This window comes from Methanohalobium evestigatum Z-7303, from assembly GCF_000196655.1.
GTDB classification, from domain to species: domain Archaea; phylum Halobacteriota; class Methanosarcinia; order Methanosarcinales; family Methanosarcinaceae; genus Methanohalobium; species Methanohalobium evestigatum.
Genome location: NC_014253.1, coordinates 1,132,746 through 1,151,082 on the forward strand (window position 1 = coordinate 1,132,746; position 18,337 = coordinate 1,151,082).

Sequence of the window (18,337 nt, forward strand, 5' to 3'; positions counted from 1 at the left end):
ATGAGCAATTCTTCTTGAATCAATTCAGAAAATGAGAGTTTATTCAGGATAGGGTTTCTACAGACCCTTCTCGCTCCAGAGTTAAATTTTCAATTTTCAGGGATTATAAATGAAAATCTGCTACCCTCTCTCTCTTCACTTTCAACCCATATTTTACCTCCATGCATTTCCACCAATCTTTCAACCAGTGCCAATCCAAGTCCAGTACCTGAATAGCGACGACTTGCACCAGAATCCAATTGTTTAAATGAATCGAATATTTCGTCCTGTTTGTCAGCAGGTATACCGATACCTGTGTCGATGACTGAAAACAACATGTCATTATCATTCCAGTCTAATTTTACTGTAACTGAACCCTGTTCAGTAAACTTTACAGCATTGTATACAAGGTTGTAGAGTATCTGTCTAAGTTTTATTTTATCTGCATAGATATATTCTATACTCCGGTTAATATCAATATTAATTTCAAGACCTTTTTGTGAAGCAAATGGGTAGATATTTTCTTTCAAATCTTTCATGAGTTGTGGAATTGATACTTTTTCACAATGAAGTTCATGTTTACCGGATTCAATTTTTGATAAATCAAGTATATCTGTGATTAAATCTAGCAGGTGTTTTCCACTTCTGTGGACTTTACTAAGATAAGTTTTTTGACTCTCATTCAAATCACCTAATTTGCCTTTCAGTAAAATATCTGAAAAACCTATGATAGAAGTGAGAGGAGTACGCAGTTCGTGGCTGACATTAGCTAACAATTCGCTTTTGGCCTGACTCGCAGCTTCTGCTTCAAGTTTTGAATTGATCAAGCTTTCTTCAGCCTGTTTTCTAATAGTGATTTCACGGACAAAACCCAATATAACAGATCTTCCTTTCAAATCGATACGTGTCAGTTTCACTTCTGCAGGATAATATGAACCATCTTTCCTTCTTAATTTTGTCTCTACAAGATAAGAATCGCTTGGAGATAATTTTTCCCAGTACACTGTTTTAGGGTCATAAGAATTAATATATGCTGATATATCAGCAATATTCATCGACAAAAGTTCTTCTTTTGAATATCCAAGATTCTCACACGCAAGATTATTGACATATACAATGTTCCCGTCAAAATCGTGAGCTATTATAGCATCAGCTGCCTGTTCTGTCAAAGTCCTGAATCGTTCTTCACTCTCACGCAGTTCCTCTTCTATCCTTTTACGATCTGTTATATCAGTGGTAAATCCGATATATTTATCTTCTAAAAGTTTAACAGCATCAAGGATCCAGTATCTTAAAGAATCATTTTTTGTAATAAAAGGCAGTTCTGCTGAAACTTTTCCATTTTCAAGAAGTTCTTCAAAGATTTGGCCCGCTAACTCATGAGCATTGTCTGGATGTAAATCGATTATATTCATCGACAGTAGTTCATCTTTTGTATAACCGATTATGTGGCAGGCTGCAGGGTTTACATCCACATAATTTCCATTTTTATCAATAACAAAAATGCCTATAGGCGAATTATCAATATAATTACGTAACTGTTGTTCACTCTTTTTTAACTTTTCTTCATATGATTTTCTCTTGGTTATATCTACAAATGAACCTGCAATTGCAACGGGTTTGCCTGATTCATCGTTCACTAGATTTATCAAACTATAAACATCAAATACATTCCCATGTTTTGTCTTTGCTTTACCTTCACTCTTCCAGCTTCCATTTTCGTGCAAATAATGGTAAACATTTATGGCATTTTCTTTATATTGCCAAAATTCAGTAATATGTTTTCCAAGAATCTCTTCTTTATTATATTCCCACATATCCAAAGATGCAGAATTAGCATAGGTTAAATAACCATCAAGGTCGCTAATGGCAATTGCATTTATTGATGATTCCAGTGTATTTTTCATCAAATGTAACGTATCTTCCTTCTCTTTATAAGCTGTTATGTCTTCAATAGTTGCTATTATACTACCGAAGTTACCATTATCATCAAATATCGGTGCAGCATTTATGGACAAGAGTTTCCTTTGCCCATTAGGCCATTCAATTGCATGCCTAACATCATATACAGGTTTTTGGTATTTCTGGACTAGTTCAAAAGGTAACTCTGTTTCAGGGAAAAGATTACCCTTAAAATCCGTAATCTTCCATTTCACATTATCATAAGTCCTACCTTCTATTTCACTTTTTGACAATCCCAGTACATTTTCAGCTGCAGAATTAGCATATACTATGTTTCCATTTTTGTTCACTTTTGTTATACATACCGGACTTGTTTCTGCTACCTTTTCAAAAAAGTCTTTTTCTTTATTCAGATTTTTTTGAGTTTTTTTACGTTCAGTGATGTCCAGTAAACTTACAATGACTTTGGGTTTTTCATCGTTATTAATTAATGATGTTGAAATGAGAAATGTTAGATACTTTACATCACCATCTATCATAAAAGGTAGGCTGGTTTCTACATTGTAATGATTGTTACCTGTTTCAAATGTATCAATTACAGTGTTTTTTACCTTGCATTCTTGACAGTACTGTCCAAATCCACAACCATCAGGATTACTAAGAGAATTAAGACATCTTAACGCTTCTCCTCCTCTTAGACCTACCATTTCATCTGAAGTTGTACCGGAAAATAATTCTGCACTTTTATTTACTTTGAAAATTCTCCTTTCCGAATCAACCATCATAATGACCATTGGTACATTTTCATAGATGGTTTTTAGTTCGTCATCTGTTTTTCTTTGACTTGTGATATCAGTAAAAATTGTAATGAATTTACTTTTATTAGGAGATATTACCGTGATACGAATGTGCTTTCCAAACAGTGAAAAATAGGTTTCAAAACACGTCTGTTCTCCGGTTTCAGCTACTTTTGCATAGGTATGAAGGAATGGTGCTTCTCCTGTATCATAAATATTAGAAGCCAATTGTCCTACCACTTCATCTCGTTTCAAACCAACAATTGACTCATAGGCTGGGTTGATATCGATTATCTTATAATCTACCGGATATCCATCACTATTATAGATAATTTCGTGAAAACAAACACCCTCATTCATTGTTTTATAAACTAAATCAAATGATGCACTAGCATTTTGCAAAATTATATACCTCTTATTAAAAATATTATATGAGTAATGATATGTTTTATTGAATATTGTAAATTTTATAATGATTAATATATATTTAGTTAATACAAATAAGTAACTATTATATTTTTAGAAAAATTAATAATAATTTTTTAAGTTTGTTTTAAATTATAAACCTGTATAATAAAAAATTTATTGGGTGGTGGTTGTGGACAAATATCAACTACCAACAACTAAAATGCTTGCCCAACAAGCTCCATAAAACAGCTAAATACAAATTATAGATTAATTTATTTGTTAACATGGCATTTAACCAAAAACTATACGTGGCTACTCCACCAAGTATAAGACAAACAACCAAAATTGGTTATATTAGTCATATTAATTAAGTATCGATTCAACAACTGAAATTAATAACAAATTCTGTTCCATTATTACCATGTAATTTGAAGTCACCATTTATCTGGTCCACTAAACTTTTTATAAGTTGTAATCCAAGAGAACCAGGGTTATCTAAATCTATATCTTCGGGTATCCCTTTACCATTATCTGATACGATGAGTGTATAAATACCAGGCTCAGTTTCATAAAAAATAACGTTTAATTCACCATATTCGTCTTCTGAGTATGCATATTTCAGGGAATTAGATACCAACTCGTTAATTAGCATTCCAAGTGGAATTATAGTATCGATTCCAAAATAAGCGTCCTGTATATCAATTTTAATTAATATATTTTCTCCATTATATAAACTAATCAGGTGTTCTACAAGGTCTTCTATGTAATCTCTTATATTTATACTTTCAAGGCCTTTTGTATGGTATATCTTTTGATGAACGAGTGACATTGAAATCACTCTATTTTGAGTATCCCTGAACGCTTCATTAACTGTATCATCGTTGAATTTTTCAGATTGGAGGTTAAGTAGACTGGATATAACCTGTAAGTTATTTTTTATCCGGTGATGCAACTCTAAAACTCTTAGTCTTTCAGCGTTTTTTATTTCTTCCGTTTGTTTTTGGACGCGGTTTTCTAATTCTTCATTTATTTGTTTAAGTTCTGTTGAGTATTTTTCTAGTTGTCTTTCAGTTTTAGTCTTCTCAGTAATGTCACGTACAAATTCAACTACGCCTAATATTTCTCCGGTATATCTATCATTCATTGGATAACTGTAAATCTCAAGCCACTCGATCTTTGAATTAGGTAAACCTGGTACGATATTAGTCTCCGTTTTACCTGTCTTTAAAGCACGAGATGTAGGACAATAATCACATGGTTTGTCATTGTTATGGTAAACCTGATAACACTTTTTTCCTTCAAGGGGTGTATTTACCTTGTACCACTCACCCATTTTACTGTTGGCACGTATAACATTAAAATCTGTGTCTATAACACTGATTCCATCCTGGATGCTTTCAAAAGTATCATCCAACATTTTTTTGTTTTCCATTAATTTTTCTTCTGCCATTTTACGGTCCGTGATATCAAGGATAACGCCCTGGTAATGAGTAATTTCTCCGCAATCATTTCTTATTATAGTAGTTCTGTCATCGACCCACCTTATGTTCCTATTTTTTGTAATTATACGGTAGGGTTTATGTTGAAATTTAAAGCGGTCAGGGTTTTCACTATACGTTTCAACTTCTGATTTTACTCTCTCAATATCATCAGGGTGGATTATATCAGCATAACTTAGTTTATCGTCGTTAAAATCATCCACATAATAACCAAAAATATCAACTACATTATTAGACACATATTCTACCGGCCATCCGGATTCCTCGTCGTTTTTCCATAAAAATGCAACTACAAGGCTGTTATTTATGATTTCGTATGTGTTCTTTAATTTTTGTTCGAGTTGTTTCCTTTTAGTGATATCACGACCAGTAAAAACGATTTTCTTTATATTACCTATGTCATCATAAATAAAATTACCATATGTTTCAAGCCAGAGATAATGTCCATCAGCATGCAGACATCTGTATTCTGATTTTCTGGGGATTAAGGTTTCTAACAAACTATTAAATTCACTTTTTATCCTATCTAAATCGTCCGGATGAACAAAATTGAATACTGATTTGCCAATTAAGTGTTCAGGATTATAACCTAAATTTGATTTATAAGTTGGTCCTGCATATACGAAATTGCCGTTTTTATCAGTAAGACAAATCATTTCCACCATATTTTTTGTTATTTCGCGGAATAGTTCCTCACTTTTTTTCTTCTGTTTTTCAGATTGGTTTTTTTCAGTTATGTCTTCTGCCGAACAGATTATATATTCAACGTTATTGCATGAATCAAGTTTAGGAGTTTTTGTGATTGAAAGTAGCCTGGAAACTCCTTTACTATTTTTAAACCATTCTCTGGTGTGAATTTTCTCTTTAATTTTGAAAATTTTTTTGTTGTCTTTGAAAAAATAGTCTGCTACATCTTTAGTAAAAATATCATAAATACTTACATTTCCAAATTCACTTTTATCAAGACCCAGAAAATCAGCATGTGCTTTATTTGCTATATAGTATGTTTGTTCATCAATAAAGATAAAAATTTGAGTATTTGTCTGGTCTAAAAGTAGTTCTTGATCCACCTCTATTTCACTCATGTGCAACACCAGTATTATTTAATAACTATATTTTAAATTGTGATATTTAAGATATCTGGTGAATGGATTTTGGTTATTAATAGAGATACGTTTTTATAATAATGGAAGGTAGAAAACCCTGATGTCTTCAGCATCGCATCAAATCGTAGATTTAATGCGAGTTTCATTTCTTTGAAATGAAACAAAGGGCTGAATACCGTCCAATATATAACGTAACATATAAATAATGTTAAATCATAATAATTATGGTATGTTAAAAGCTTACAAGTATCGTATGTATCCAAACCAAATCCAACAGGAGTTAATCGCAAAACATATAGGAGCTTGTAGGTTCATATACAACTGGGCATTGGAGAACAAAATCAAATCTTATGAGCAGGATGGTAAAGCAATATCAAGATTTGAATTGAACAAACAGATAAGGGTATTAAAACAAGATCATGAATGGTTGAATGAAATTAACTCACAATCATTACAGGGAGCTACTCTTAACCTGGAAAATGCTTTTACCAAATTTTTCAGAGAAAAATCAGGTTTTCCAAAGTTTAAATCCAAGAAAAACCCAGTACAATCGTTTTCTGTTCCTCAGTATTATAAAGTCGATTTTGGTAATAATAAAGTATACATACCTAAAATCGGCTGGATAAAAACCAGGCTTCATAGAAGGTTTGATGGTAAACAAAGGACTGCAACTATAACAAGAACACCGACAGGAAAATATTATATCAGTATTTTAGTCGATGACGGAAAACAATTACCACAAAAATACAAATTCGACCAAAATAATACAGTAGGAGTCGATGTTGGAATCAAGGATTTCGCTGTAACATCCGATGGTGAAAAAATCGATAATCCAAGATACCTGAAAAATTCAATTGAAAGATTGAAGGTATTACAGAAAAGGCTCAGCAGAAAAAAGAAGGGTTCTAACAATTACAGGAAACTGAAACATCAGATAGCAAAATATCATGAGAAAATTGCTAATCAGAGAGAAGATTTCCAGCATAAATTAAGTTCCAGGTTGATAAGCGAGAACCAAGCTGTAGCACTAGAATGTTTGAATGTAAAAGGACTGCTGAAAAATCATAATCTGGCACAGCATATAACCGATGCTTCATGGAGTAGTTTTGTTCAGAAATTAGAGTATAAAGCAGAATGGTACGGTAAAAATATTATCAAGATAGGACGATTCGACCCATCAAGCAAAATCTGTCATGTATGTGGATATCATCATCAGGATTTAGAACTTAAAGACAGAGAATGGGAATGTCCTGACTGTAAAACGATACATGATAGGGACATCAACGCATCAGTTAACATTAAAAAATTCGCACTGGATAAACAGAATCTAATAGGCATCAATTCACCTTCGGGATGAGGGGTAGAGCCTGTGGACTTGTTCCCATAAGGGAAAAGGATGAAACAGGAAGCCACTTGGTCTTTAGCCAAGTGGTAGTTCACACTCATCAGTTCATCCACAACTTGACAGAACCATTGTTGTAAGACCACCTATCAAGTTTTAGCTTACTAATGTTGTACTCACCACCTGAAGCTGTGGAGAAGTCGAAGTACCCGAAACTACCACCTTTATCCTGGAAACTACTGATTTCATGAGTACTGCTCTTGTCACCCTGATAGATAAATACCTGTTCAACTCTCTGATGTCCTGAATCTATTTTGATACCAGTACTGTTGTTAACCGTTTCAGTATAATTTTCTGCTGGTTCATTCAATGTAACAGCAAAGTCGATAACGTAGGCAAGGGCCAGAGTAGAGATTAGAGCAAGAGCGACAATGAGGATAATACTAAGATTTATTTTTGAAGTTTCCATGAGACCAAGTCAATTGTAGAACTTCTTTTGCTGTTTTTGGTTTTCTAATCATTATAAAAGTTTCCATGAGACCAAGTCAATTGTAGAACCCCTGATTGATAAGGATTTTTATTAGACTAAATCTTAGAAATTTTTGAACATAAATAAGAAAATTATCTGTTCTATATTTTGCTATTTTGTATTATGGAAAAAATCTTGAAACAACTTCTTAGAACTTGATTTCATTCTTTCTATGTTACATGAAACATTGAAATTTAGATTTGTTATGATAAAAATACTAAATGGTGCCGATAATTAATTATATGGAATAGATACCAGAAAGTATATAGTTATAATTTGTGAAAAAGTTAATTAGAATCAAAATAAATAATTTCAGTATGATCGATTTTCTAAATTTCATGCAATTATTTTTTATATTAAAAAGCTGGATGGACTGTTTTAAACAATTTTGATTTTGCGTAGATGATCACCAAAAAGCTTATCTTTTATCAATTATTATAGCTTCATTGCAATTATTAGAACTTTCATGAAAAATATTGTTTACTGAAAATTCTATATTGTCAAAGGGGGAGTAGGATTGAAAATAATATACTATTTAGCTCTGGCTATAACTTGTTTGATTATAGTCACAGGTACAATATCGGCACAACCAACAGAGAAAAAAGGATTAGAAAAGAACCCTAATTTAGATTACACTGAAGGCGGACATTTTGAGGATGATTTTGACGCTGACATGATGGCAGAATGGTGGTATCTTAATGGAGACACCAAACTTGTAGGAAACGGTGGAGAGAAGAAAAATTTCAGTTTTTTTGTCGTGCTGGCTCATCAGGAAATTTCTGAACTTCCACAATCCTATATGCTAACGTTCAATGGTTTGTATTTTGACAACGGTACATCGGTATTTGAGTCTGAAGATGAATATATTCCAAGGAATAACATTACTAATTACATCGCTTTCAACACACCATATGTAGATTACAATTATCCAGAGGGTACTAAAAGTCTAACAGGAAACCATCTCGGCGGTTATCATTTAGATTATGAGACCAATAGAGTAGATATGGACCTGTATTTCCAGACAAATGTTGAAAAGACCGTCGATAAATGTGATTATCCTCTTAATTTCACTACCTATGAACGTTCTTATGGACGCCTTCATGGTACTATAACTATAGATGGTGAAAAGTACAGGGTTACTCAGGCTAACGGATATATGGACCACATGATACCTAATAACAATATTAAACCTATGATGGACGGTGAATTTTCATGGACCACGAATATGCATGGATGGAGCTGGTCTGAAGTTACCACGAAAAATTACCAGACTATTGCCTATGCAGTACGTGGAATAGATGATGGTTACGATAACTATTCATACAAACATCTGACGTTGTTGGATAAAAATACAGGAGAAGTCCTTGAAGATTATTCAGGTGATGAAATAACAATCAAAGAGCTTAATTATATAACTGAGCCTATGAATGAATTAGTTGATTATGATGACAGAACAAGACCTGAAACTGTCAAGTTTTCAACCTCTGATTTAAATATAACAATAAATGCTTCACAGGTTGCGGTGTTTGATTATGATCCAAAACTTCCTGATGGAACGCCGACTCCATTACCAGCAGGGTTTGTCGATTTCATGTCCCATCAACCAGATGGTGCAGTAATCGAATATAAAGGTGATACAGAAACAGGAAGTTCCTTTTATGAATATCTGGTAAGTGATATTGTTGAATGGCAAGGAAATTGAAACGGACAACTTTTATAGTTGTCTTTTTTTTATAAATTTTTAAAATATAGGTGAAAAAGCTACTTTTTAAGTTCTTAGAATTTGAACATATCCTGTGTTTTCCAATATTTACTGTAGATTTTCAAAGTCGTTAGCTAGTTTTTTACTATTCAATTTCATTTTTCTATTTTACATGTAACATTGAATATGTACAAATGAACTGTACACTGTGAACTACCGCTGAGCTAAAGACTCAGCGGCTTCGGAAGAAGGTTACCAGGAAAGCCTTACTCTTTAAATCAAAGATTTAAAGATATTTGTAAATTTTCAATTTACAAAGTTCTTCCAGGGGAGTTCACGTCCCCACTATCGGTTATCCCTTTGAGGGAATCACCGATTACCTTTCTCAAGATGTTCAATGCACCGTTGATATCGGCATTGATCAGTCTACCTGTAGATGACTGGAAGATTCCTCTCTTAGATCTTTTACCAAGATATTTCTTATGCTTTCTGATAGGTTCTGAAGCCAGTGCATCAACCTTGCTAGTGTAAGCTTCGTTTACTTCATGATATTTTATACCATGATATTCACACTTAGAAGCTATTTTATATTTAAACCTAGCAAATGGTATTGTCTGGAAGTTCTGGGTATTCTGCTTTCCGATATTCTGCTTTCCGATATTCTGCTTTCCGATATTCTGCTTTCCGATATTCTGTTCCTGTTTTATCTCTTTCATCTCTCCGATTATGACATTACCGATTCTATTTTCCAGACAATGTTTTACTATATGATTAACGCACTGGTTCATGAAATCATTTATCTTCCAGAACCTTTTATTAGAGAACCTATCCATCTTGATTCCATCATCTACATTCTGTTTGTCGTAGACTGACTGCAACCTGCTCTTCTCCTTGTTCCACCAGCGGTTATAAGATTTGATACCCCTGCCGTCTAATATGAAGGCAGTCCCGCTGGTCGTCACACAGGTCGCAAAGTTGTCCACTCCAAGGTCTATCGATAGATGGTTATTATAATCAAGTTCAGCAATCTCCCCATCTTCATGATATACAAATTCTATCTCGAACCATCGACCTTTATATTTTGGTACAATCCTGACCTGATTGATGTATTGACCTATTATGTTATCAGGTATCTTGAAGTATAGATACTTGGTTCCATAAGTTCTATAATAATCCAAACCCAATGATAACCTGATCTTATCATCGATAACCTTCAGCTGATCTTTCTTGAAAGTACATATGAAGTTACCATCTTTATCCAGATACTTTGGAAGTGAAACTGGTTTCTCATATTCTCCTTTTCTCTTCTTATCCAGAAGTTTGAAAAACGATTTCATACTGCCATCCACAGTTTCCACAGTATTCTGGGCAACCTGTGATGGCATCATTCTATAATTCTCGTTTTCTTTGACCGTATGGTAAGCAGTATCTTTATCGAGATATTTGCCATGATTGAAAAAGTACTGCCTAATCGTGTACAACGTGAAATTGTACAGGTTCTTGGACAGTTTGGTCAACCTCTTCAAAGTTTCATACGTCTGCTTATCAGCACGGAGATGGTTCTTCTGGGTTAGATACATTCATCATACAATTATTTAGCAAAATACTTATCTTTTTTTGACTATTTATCATACCACGATGCTAAAAACATCGGGGTTTTATTTAACTTTATAAATCAAAAGACAAATGAGGTAAAATGATATGCCAGGTGGTGATAGAACTGGTCCAGAAGGTAAAGGGCCAATGACTGGGAGAAGACTGGGACCCTGTTTAGGTTCTCAAACAGCCGGTTCAATGTCAAATAATTCTGCTGGTAGAGGCTTAGCACGAGGCCGTGGTTTTGCGTTCAACAAGAATGGATCAGGTTTCGGAAAATCCAATTTCAGAAAAAACAGTGATACAACTAAAAGTTTCGATGATTCGTATAAAGACAAAAAATCGATTCCGTACAAATACATAGTACACAGGGGAGCTGTCAACCTTCCTAATGCCCTCCGCTTAGCTTCTGCTAGTAGTCGAAGTTAAGAGATGGAAGGACAAGCCAACTAATTTATTAGTTGGTTGCTGACTTCGTTTTGTAGTAAATGTAATTTCCTGAATCTATCGTTATTAATTTGTTATCTTTGATTAATTTTTCAAGTGAGGATTTTACTTTATCATTTTCAGCACCCAGCGAATCACATATTTGTTCGAACGTACAGGGTCTTCGAGATATCAGACTGTAAATATCATCATTCAAGTTTTTGTGGGTATATTTAGATACTTTCTTTTTCGAATTCGCAAATGTTAGTTCTACTTTTTCGCTACCAAATACACTTGTGAATTTATCAGAGATTTGTTTTAATTTTTCATCTGAAACTGGTATGATATGATTTTCAGCAGGGGGCCGATTTACTGTGAGTAGTTCGATTCTATCAGGATTTATTCGTTTGGTGACTTCTATTAATTTATCAATTTCACATTCAGTGGTATTCATGGGAAATGATTCCTTTGATTCTATTAACATTATTTCTATCGCAAGTTCAGTTTTCTTGTTTTGATTTTTTTGTTTGCTGAATTTTTCCAGTCCGTTTATAATGTTTTCAAGTTTAATTCCTGGATATGGTCTGTTAATGGCTTTAAATGTCTCTTCAAAGCCTGTAACAAGAGTCGCTATAACAAGGTCAGAATTTAATAAATTCTGACGGACATCTTTTCTTTCCATTAATGATGAATTGGTAATAACACATACCGGTACATGAGTGATATTTTTTATTTGTTTTATCATATTACCAATTTCAAGATTCAATGTTGGTTCACAGGTTCCGGAAAAAGTGATATAATCAACATCAATGATTCTATTTTTATGCTTAACCAGGGCATTTATGGCTTCCTGCGTAGTAACCAGTCCTTCTACATTTTCAGGATATGATACTTTAAAATCTGTATGTCCCAGTTGACAGTATACACAATCAAAGTTGCAATTTTTTTTATTATCAGTCCTTATAACGTCTATGCCAAGTGACCTGCCCAGGCGTTTTGATGGGACTGGTCCGTACACAATTTTTAATCCCATTTTTATACCTTCATATAAAAATACAGGATACAGGATCGTATATTTTGCTATATCCTGCAATTTTTAATTTTATCTTATAGCACGGTGCATGTATGCTCCGCATTCAGGACATGGAGTGCGTTTACATGGTGATCCTACCCTGTGTGGCTGCTCATATCCGCAATTTGGACATTCACATGTACCCTTGGTTCTGCTAGACACTGTATTTTTTTCATTTGGTTTTTTTACACTCCCTTGGCCTTTTGAATGAAACATTTGGTTGCTGTCTGTCTGATCCTTTGAAATTTTAAAACCTCCTTATTTACTCGTTTCTAATCATTAATTTACTACATTCAGGACATTTAACCTGATTGCATGGTATCCCTTTTTGGTGAGATTGTTCATAACCACAGTCAGGACATATACATGTTCCGACCGGTCCTCCAAATCCATGTCTTCCTTTACCCTGTCTCTGTACCGTTTTTTGTTTAGCTGGCACCGTATAGTTACCTCCTCCGATTTTTATTGCTTTACCGTTTATAAGGGCATTAGTAATTTTTTCAATCGCTTGCTGTGATATTCTCTGAAATGTGGATTGATGAATCATCATCTTTCTGGCAGATTCTGTTTGGTTTAAATTTTCCAGATATATTAACCTCAAAGACTCCAGTTCATCGATGGTGATATTAACTTCATCTAAGCTTGATAGGGGAACTCCTGAAGGTTTGAAATCACTGACTTCTGGTTCAATATCTACTATTCTCTGTTTTTTTGGTCGAACCATAATAATGCATAATAATGCATAATACTATAAATAGTTCACGAAAAATGAAGAATTTATTTATTATTATAACTAATATCTTTTAAAAAAAAGTAAAATGAAAAGTAATTCTTCATTAATGGGTATAATTAATTACTTTAACATCATTACCAACTGGCTCTGTAGAAACTTGTGCTGTTTGAGTGGGTAAAACAGAATAATTTTCAGTACCTTTTAACTGTTTATTTAGTTTTTCGTATCTTACCCAACCACCTTCATCATTTAGAGATTGTTTAACTATGAAGTTTGCCTGGTTGTATAAGTTCTTGGAAATATGACACAACCAGCTAAGGTTTTTATCATAATTTAGGTATATCGTTTCGGTTCTTTTTACCATAACAATCTCCATGATGAATATAATTGATTAAATTTTATGTTATCAATTCTTATATATTTTACTTATAAAGTATACTATATTTCTGGTTATTTCTAGTGTTACATCACACTTCAATAGCCGGATAAAGGCGTTTCATTTTAACTCTTGCATCAGATGTTGTAAGTTACCAATGTATTTTCTTTGCATATACCTATATTGAGTATTAAGTGTAATTAAAATTGCGTCATTTTAACTGTGATATGACACTAGTATAAATCCGGGGGATTGAAAACCATGATAACAATATTTCAGTCTAATTTTTAGAGCATAAAACCAATAATTCAAAATCAAGTATGATGTGGTAATTATTGGTGCAGGTCCGGCAGAAGCGACAGCGCAAAAATACTGCTGAAAATGGGTTGGATACACTAAATTGAAAAACAAATTACATCAGAGAACCTATAACTGTGCTTATTGCAGACAGTCTACAGATAGGGATAAAAACAGTGCAGTAGTAATAATGGAAAGGTGTTTGCACCAGAATCCCCTGTGGACGGGATATTAGCGGTTCGCTGGTAATCTACAACAGACAGCCCTGTTGATCGGGATGATACAGGTATTCGCAGGAATCTCCGCCATTTTGGAAGGAATAATTCACTAAGTTGATATTTTTAGCTAAACATTCTATTAACTCCTTCCAATATATCATCTATGTATTTTGTAGGGACACCCATTATCATTTCATTTTCTGAAATATCAGCAAAACTACGGCTTCCTTCACATCCCATGGATAAACTTATTTGAGAGTTGATGTAAGGTTTAACAACACCATCTGCACATAAACTTAGAATACCAGAATAATTAGCATTTAGACAACCACCATGACAGTATAGGTATGCTTGTCAGCTACTAACCACTGAAGTGGTTAGCTTGTCCTTCCATCTCTTAACTAATAGAAGCTAAGCGGAGGACATTAGGGAGGCTGACGGCTCCCCTGTGTGCTATGTTCTTCGAAGCATTGTAGTCAGCGTTCTCTCTATGACCGCATCTCTTACACTTGAAGTTAGCCTGTTTCTGACGGTTATTTTTATCGATGTACCCGCACTCAGAACACTGCTGAGAGGTATACATCGGGTTGATAATGACTACAGGTACTCCTTCCAGTTTTGCTTTGTATAAGATGAAATCGGTCAATTCAGAGAACGCCCATTTACCCAATCTGTCTCTCTGCGCTTTAGTAACCGTAGCCTCCGGACGAAAACCGTTGAGGTTCTCAAGTGCAATAGCCCGGGACGTGTCTTTAGCGCGTTTAACCAGTTGTTTGGCAACCCGGTGGTTCAAATCACGTTTGAACCGGCGTTCCTTTTTGGATAATTTCTTGAGGTGTTTCTTGGCTGACCAAGTGCCTTTAGATTGTAATCTTGATTTCAGGCTTGTATATCGCTCTCGTATCTCATCAGCTTTTGATCCTTTGTAAACTTCGTTATCAGAAGTGGTTGCTATATTAACTACACCCAAGTCTACACCCATAACATCTTCGTAACATTTGACTTCGTTTTCACCTACTTCCATCACAAGCATCAAGTAAAAATTATTATCTTCATAAATCAGGTCTGTCTGACCTCGGATTTTACTTATGTCAAAAAGTCGAAAATCACCGTAAGATATTCCTATCTTCTCGCGCCCATCCACAGTAAGTATGGACACAGTATCGTTTCCTTTGAACGACAGAACTCTCTGGTCGTAGACCACAGCTCCCCTTCTATCGAATTTGTGTATGGTTTTTCTGTCGCTGCTGTAGCTTTCAGCTACTTTACCGATTGCCCTGACTGTCAACTGAGCAGAAAGACCGAATCTTTGCCTGATGTCATAATAAGTTAATTTCTGAATCCCGGTTTTACCAAACTTTTTGTTGTGCCATGCAGCCTCAGAAGCATAGTTGCAGGCCTCGTTGAACTTTTGCATGGTTGTCAATAGTCTATCGCGTTGTTCTCTATCGGGATTCAGTTTTACTTTCAATGTCAGGTACATGCTATTTACAAAATATGTCATATACATATAAAATAATTATGAATCAGAGATGTTACTGCTGGTCATTAATGGTTTATTTAATAGTTAGACGCATTCCTCCAACAGTTAAAACTGTTGGCTTCCTGCTCCATTCCTCGTGAAATTTGCATAATATTTTCAGGATTACCAATAAAAAGTACAATATCCGGTATAAAATCAGCTTTATTAAGCGGTCCATATATTATCGCTTTAACACTATTAGGTTCTAGTTTCGGTATTTGTTGTATTGTTTCTTTCGCTAAATACCTATCTTTGTAATGTCCTTCATTATAAAGCTCGTTGCCATTAGCAAATTCAGGATTCAATTCCCTCATTCCCATAACAGCCGCACCGTTTTTACACTGCTGATTCTCCTCAAAAGCATAAAACTGAACAGATTCTTCACGTATTTTGTTAACCATTTGGCAGTGAGACATATTATTATCAATTTTGTCTATACTTTCTGGGATACGATAGATATTTGATGTCAACATTATTGCCACAGGTGGTGTTGTTAGTCCCATTACTTCTATTATTTTTCTGCCTGTTTTATTAATCTCATTTATATTCATGATTTTGCTTTTGTATTAAATAACCATTAATATTTTGGTTTCTTGAACTGGTACTGTTCAGTTAATGGAACATATTAATCTATTCTAGATTCTTCAGTACTTCTTAGCACAATGTTTTAGAGCTATAAATCAGGAGAAAGATGGTCTTAACTGAACAGTACCCCTTGAACTTGACAAATACCAAAATTAATAGTTGAATAGTATTAAATTAATACCTATGAACCAATAAGAAGAGAAAATATCCATTATCCTGCTGACTGCTGTCCCACGAGTAAACAGGCTGTCCGACAATTAATGTCAAAGTTGATATCCTATACAAAATGACCTACCAAGTAACATAAATTATCAGTCCTGATGGTTTCTCTTATATCAAGTGACAGCATCCGTGACTGGTTTTTGGATTATTGGATAAATGCTATTGATACATAAATTAATCTTTAACCTACATTTATTTATAGTCGATAACTCAATATTTGTTGCTTATAATTATATCAACAAACGACGAAATATATTACAAGTTAATAACAAATAATTTGTCCTCAACTATAAATAAGAAATAAAAATAGATTGTCAGTATCGAATTGTCGGACAGGCTCTATAAACCGTTAACTTTCACGTACCCCTGTTGCCCCACTTTCGTAATGATTTCCTCTGTTGATAGATTGTCTTTTCCTTTCATCTCTTTTGAATTTCTGCTGTATCCTCGCTTAATCCTTTCCAGACCACTTTATATCCAAGATGTTCAAGTACAGGATAATATACCTGTTTGTCGAGTTCGTATTTATTAAAAACATCCACCACATCAGAATATGTTTTTAAGTTCTGTATCTGTAAATCGATTTCCAAAATAAGGTTTTTATTAATCAGATAATCACCAAAAATTAAATACTCACTATCATCATTCAGCTGATCTTCCAATTTCTGCTTCAGTGCTTTTTTCCATACATTTTCTTTTTCAGCCAGATCATTTATATTGATAATGTTTTTGTCTGGTGGAACATCTATATTTTTTATTCTGTCGTGCTCTTTTTCCAGTTCTTTTTCTTCATAACGTTTCAATATCTGCATAATCTGTTTATACGGTATTTTCCTGTTGTAAAACATCACATCCGCGTTTTTTGATTTGAAATCACTTTCTGAACATTTGAGTTTATTGTTGATAAGTAAAATTATGGGCACATCTACTTCGTTGACTTTTGCTATTTTCTTTTTTAGATAATCATGTGTCCAAAACCCGATGATTTCGACATAAACTGTAATGTTACCTTTTTTCAATGAAAAATCAGGAATAAATGCATATTTACCTGCTTTTAAAATTGCAGGTTCTCTATCCAGACTCCATTCCCGAAAGGAAAATTGTGCAAACTCATATTCAATGGAACTATCAAATTCTGTCTTTTTGTTGTTGTCATAAAGAGTATTTGGAGATTCTTTTATCCGATTTTGTGAAGTTTTCAGACCGAATATGTCATCACTGCTACTTGCAGTGAATTCAAGTACCCGTTTCCCACTAGTTGTTTTATGAGATATATCAGCCCTGATACTCCATGAATGACATTCAAGTATATGCGGAACTAATTTTGCAAATGATTTCCCATATCTTTCCGTCATTTTAAAAATGGAAGCAGGTCCGTCTATATGAAGATTTACTGTTTCTATACCTCTATCAATTTCCTCGTTATTGTTATTACTTACAGGAACCTCATTGAAAGAATACATTAATCTTGAACGAAGTACCGCCTGCAAAACGTTTTTGAAATTACCCTTTATTTTTATATCCAAATCAACGGCTTTAAAAAAAAGTGTCTGGATAAGTGAAATGTTATACTGCTTTAACAGCTCATCAGATGATATTGGCTGAAAATGTTTGATTATTTTATTCTCATCGATGTCAGCCCATAGATTTTGTTCAAGTTCATTCTTTGAAATAGAATATTTCTTGGCGACATTGTAAAGTATATTGTCTCTTTCTTCCCTTGATGTTATGATTTTTGAACATTCTCCAAACACTGCCTGTCGAAGTTCTACAGGGTCAATATCAACATTCGATTCAATTCTACATTTTCTCAATAGTATCTGTGTAAGACCTCTGATTAAACGATAGTTCATCTCTTCAAAACCCTGAATTTCCTCCATCAAGTTTCCATAGGTGTTTCCTATATTCCTATTAAAAGCCTCAATCAGCATATCTGCCGTTTTGATGTGCTTTGAGCTGGCATACACAGGTTTTACTTTTCCTTTGTAGGTTTTAGTAACAAGGAGTTCACTGGGAAGCATTTTTG

14 protein-coding genes and 1 pseudogene are annotated in these 18,337 nt (G+C 34.0%); 3 read left to right on the forward strand and 12 right to left on the reverse strand.

The features are described 5' to 3' along the window. Window positions 1-89: 89 nt before the first annotated feature. Together METEV_RS05790 and METEV_RS05795 are read right to left on the reverse strand one after the other, a co-directional pair. Window positions 90-3,080: a PAS domain-containing sensor histidine kinase gene (locus METEV_RS05790; RefSeq protein WP_013194612.1), complete on the reverse strand. Its 2,991-nt coding sequence runs from the start codon at window positions 3,078-3,080 to the stop codon at window positions 90-92. A gap of 385 nt (window positions 3,081-3,465) precedes the next feature. Then, window positions 3,466-5,670, reverse strand: a complete 2,205-nt coding sequence (locus METEV_RS05795; RefSeq protein WP_013194613.1) for a PAS domain S-box protein — start codon at window positions 5,668-5,670, stop codon at window positions 3,466-3,468. Between the two features lie 250 nt (window positions 5,671-5,920). Between METEV_RS05795 and tnpB the strand changes: the two genes are divergently transcribed. Then, complete coding sequence (tnpB, locus tag METEV_RS05800) at window positions 5,921-7,048, forward strand: IS200/IS605 family element RNA-guided endonuclease TnpB (RefSeq protein ID WP_049891270.1); 1,128 nt, start codon at window positions 5,921-5,923, stop codon at window positions 7,046-7,048. An 88-nt stretch (window positions 7,049-7,136) separates the two neighbouring features. On the opposite strand, the gene METEV_RS05805 is transcribed toward tnpB, so the two are convergent. Beyond that, entirely contained in the window at window positions 7,137-7,502 is a 366-nt protein-coding gene (locus tag METEV_RS05805; RefSeq protein WP_013194615.1) for a hypothetical protein, read from the reverse strand. 577 nt (window positions 7,503-8,079) lie between these two features. Between METEV_RS05805 and METEV_RS05810 the strand changes: the two genes are divergently transcribed. After that, entirely contained in the window at window positions 8,080-9,264 is a 1,185-nt protein-coding gene (locus tag METEV_RS05810; RefSeq protein ID WP_013194616.1) for a hypothetical protein, read from the forward strand. Between the two features lie 311 nt (window positions 9,265-9,575). On the opposite strand, the gene METEV_RS05815 is transcribed toward METEV_RS05810, so the two are convergent. Then, window positions 9,576-10,844: an RNA-guided endonuclease InsQ/TnpB family protein gene (locus METEV_RS05815; RefSeq protein ID WP_013194617.1), complete on the reverse strand. Its 1,269-nt coding sequence runs from the start codon at window positions 10,842-10,844 to the stop codon at window positions 9,576-9,578. A 121-nt stretch (window positions 10,845-10,965) separates the two neighbouring features. Here METEV_RS05815 and METEV_RS05820 point away from each other — a divergent pair, with 121 nt between their 5' ends. Next, window positions 10,966-11,289 (forward strand): DUF5320 domain-containing protein, encoded by a 324-nt coding sequence (locus METEV_RS05820; protein ID WP_013194618.1) that lies wholly within the window; start codon window positions 10,966-10,968, stop codon window positions 11,287-11,289. A gap of 28 nt (window positions 11,290-11,317) precedes the next feature. Here METEV_RS05820 and METEV_RS05825 read toward each other — a convergent pair whose 3' ends face one another. The 8 genes and pseudogenes from METEV_RS05825 to METEV_RS05855 form a co-directional block, all read right to left on the reverse strand. Further along, window positions 11,318-12,319, reverse strand: coding sequence for a radical SAM protein (locus METEV_RS05825; RefSeq protein ID WP_013194619.1), 1,002 nt, complete (start codon window positions 12,317-12,319; stop codon window positions 11,318-11,320). Between the two features lie 69 nt (window positions 12,320-12,388). Next, window positions 12,389-12,520 carry a hypothetical protein gene (locus METEV_RS12855; protein ID WP_269634928.1) on the reverse strand — a complete coding sequence of 44 codons (132 nt, stop codon included), beginning with the start codon at window positions 12,518-12,520 and terminating at the stop codon, window positions 12,389-12,391. A 100-nt stretch (window positions 12,521-12,620) separates the two neighbouring features. Beyond that, window positions 12,621-13,082, reverse strand: coding sequence for a DUF134 domain-containing protein (locus METEV_RS05835; RefSeq protein WP_013194620.1), 462 nt, complete (start codon window positions 13,080-13,082; stop codon window positions 12,621-12,623). A gap of 112 nt (window positions 13,083-13,194) precedes the next feature. Then, window positions 13,195-13,455 (reverse strand): hypothetical protein, encoded by a 261-nt coding sequence (locus METEV_RS05840; RefSeq protein ID WP_049891022.1) that lies wholly within the window; start codon window positions 13,453-13,455, stop codon window positions 13,195-13,197. Window positions 13,456-14,105: 650 nt separating this feature from the next. After that, window positions 14,106-14,324 (reverse strand): annotated as a pseudogene (locus METEV_RS12545) (DUF169 domain-containing protein); the annotation flags it as partial. Window positions 14,325-14,379: 55 nt separating this feature from the next. Further along, entirely contained in the window at window positions 14,380-15,465 is a 1,086-nt protein-coding gene (locus METEV_RS05845) for an RNA-guided endonuclease InsQ/TnpB family protein (protein ID WP_049891271.1), read from the reverse strand. Window positions 15,466-15,542: 77 nt separating this feature from the next. After that, a complete protein-coding gene (locus METEV_RS05850; protein ID WP_049891024.1) occupies window positions 15,543-16,055 on the reverse strand; it encodes a DUF169 domain-containing protein in 513 nt (170 codons plus the stop codon). A gap of 675 nt (window positions 16,056-16,730) precedes the next feature. Beyond that, window positions 16,731-18,332 carry a DUF790 family protein gene (locus METEV_RS05855; RefSeq protein ID WP_013194622.1) on the reverse strand — a complete coding sequence of 534 codons (1,602 nt, stop codon included), beginning with the start codon at window positions 18,330-18,332 and terminating at the stop codon, window positions 16,731-16,733. Between the last annotated feature and the right edge of the window lie 5 nt (window positions 18,333-18,337).

What these genes read in the sequence shown, in the direction of transcription:
- METEV_RS05795 (WP_013194613.1), bottom strand. Translation starts at nt 5,670, where the DNA reads ATGAGTGAAATAGAGGTGGATCAAGAACTACTTTTAGACCAGACAAAT.
- tnpB (WP_049891270.1), top strand. Translation starts at nt 5,921, where the DNA reads ATGTTAAAAGCTTACAAGTATCGTATGTATCCAAACCAAATCCAACAG.
- METEV_RS05805 (WP_013194615.1), bottom strand. Translation starts at nt 7,502, where the DNA reads ATGGAAACTTCAAAAATAAATCTTAGTATTATCCTCATTGTCGCTCTT.
- METEV_RS05815 (WP_013194617.1), bottom strand. Translation starts at nt 10,844, where the DNA reads ATGTATCTAACCCAGAAGAACCATCTCCGTGCTGATAAGCAGACGTAT.
- METEV_RS05820 (WP_013194618.1), top strand. Translation starts at nt 10,966, where the DNA reads ATGCCAGGTGGTGATAGAACTGGTCCAGAAGGTAAAGGGCCAATGACT.
- METEV_RS05825 (WP_013194619.1), bottom strand. Translation starts at nt 12,319, where the DNA reads ATGGGATTAAAAATTGTGTACGGACCAGTCCCATCAAAACGCCTGGGC.
- METEV_RS05835 (WP_013194620.1), bottom strand. Translation starts at nt 13,082, where the DNA reads ATGGTTCGACCAAAAAAACAGAGAATAGTAGATATTGAACCAGAAGTC.
- METEV_RS05840 (WP_049891022.1), bottom strand. Translation starts at nt 13,455, where the DNA reads ATGGTAAAAAGAACCGAAACGATATACCTAAATTATGATAAAAACCTT.
- METEV_RS05845 (WP_049891271.1), bottom strand. Translation starts at nt 15,465, where the DNA reads ATGTACCTGACATTGAAAGTAAAACTGAATCCCGATAGAGAACAACGC.
- METEV_RS05850 (WP_049891024.1), bottom strand. Translation starts at nt 16,055, where the DNA reads ATGAATATAAATGAGATTAATAAAACAGGCAGAAAAATAATAGAAGTA.
- METEV_RS05855 (WP_013194622.1), bottom strand. Translation starts at nt 18,332, where the DNA reads ATGCTTCCCAGTGAACTCCTTGTTACTAAAACCTACAAAGGAAAAGTA.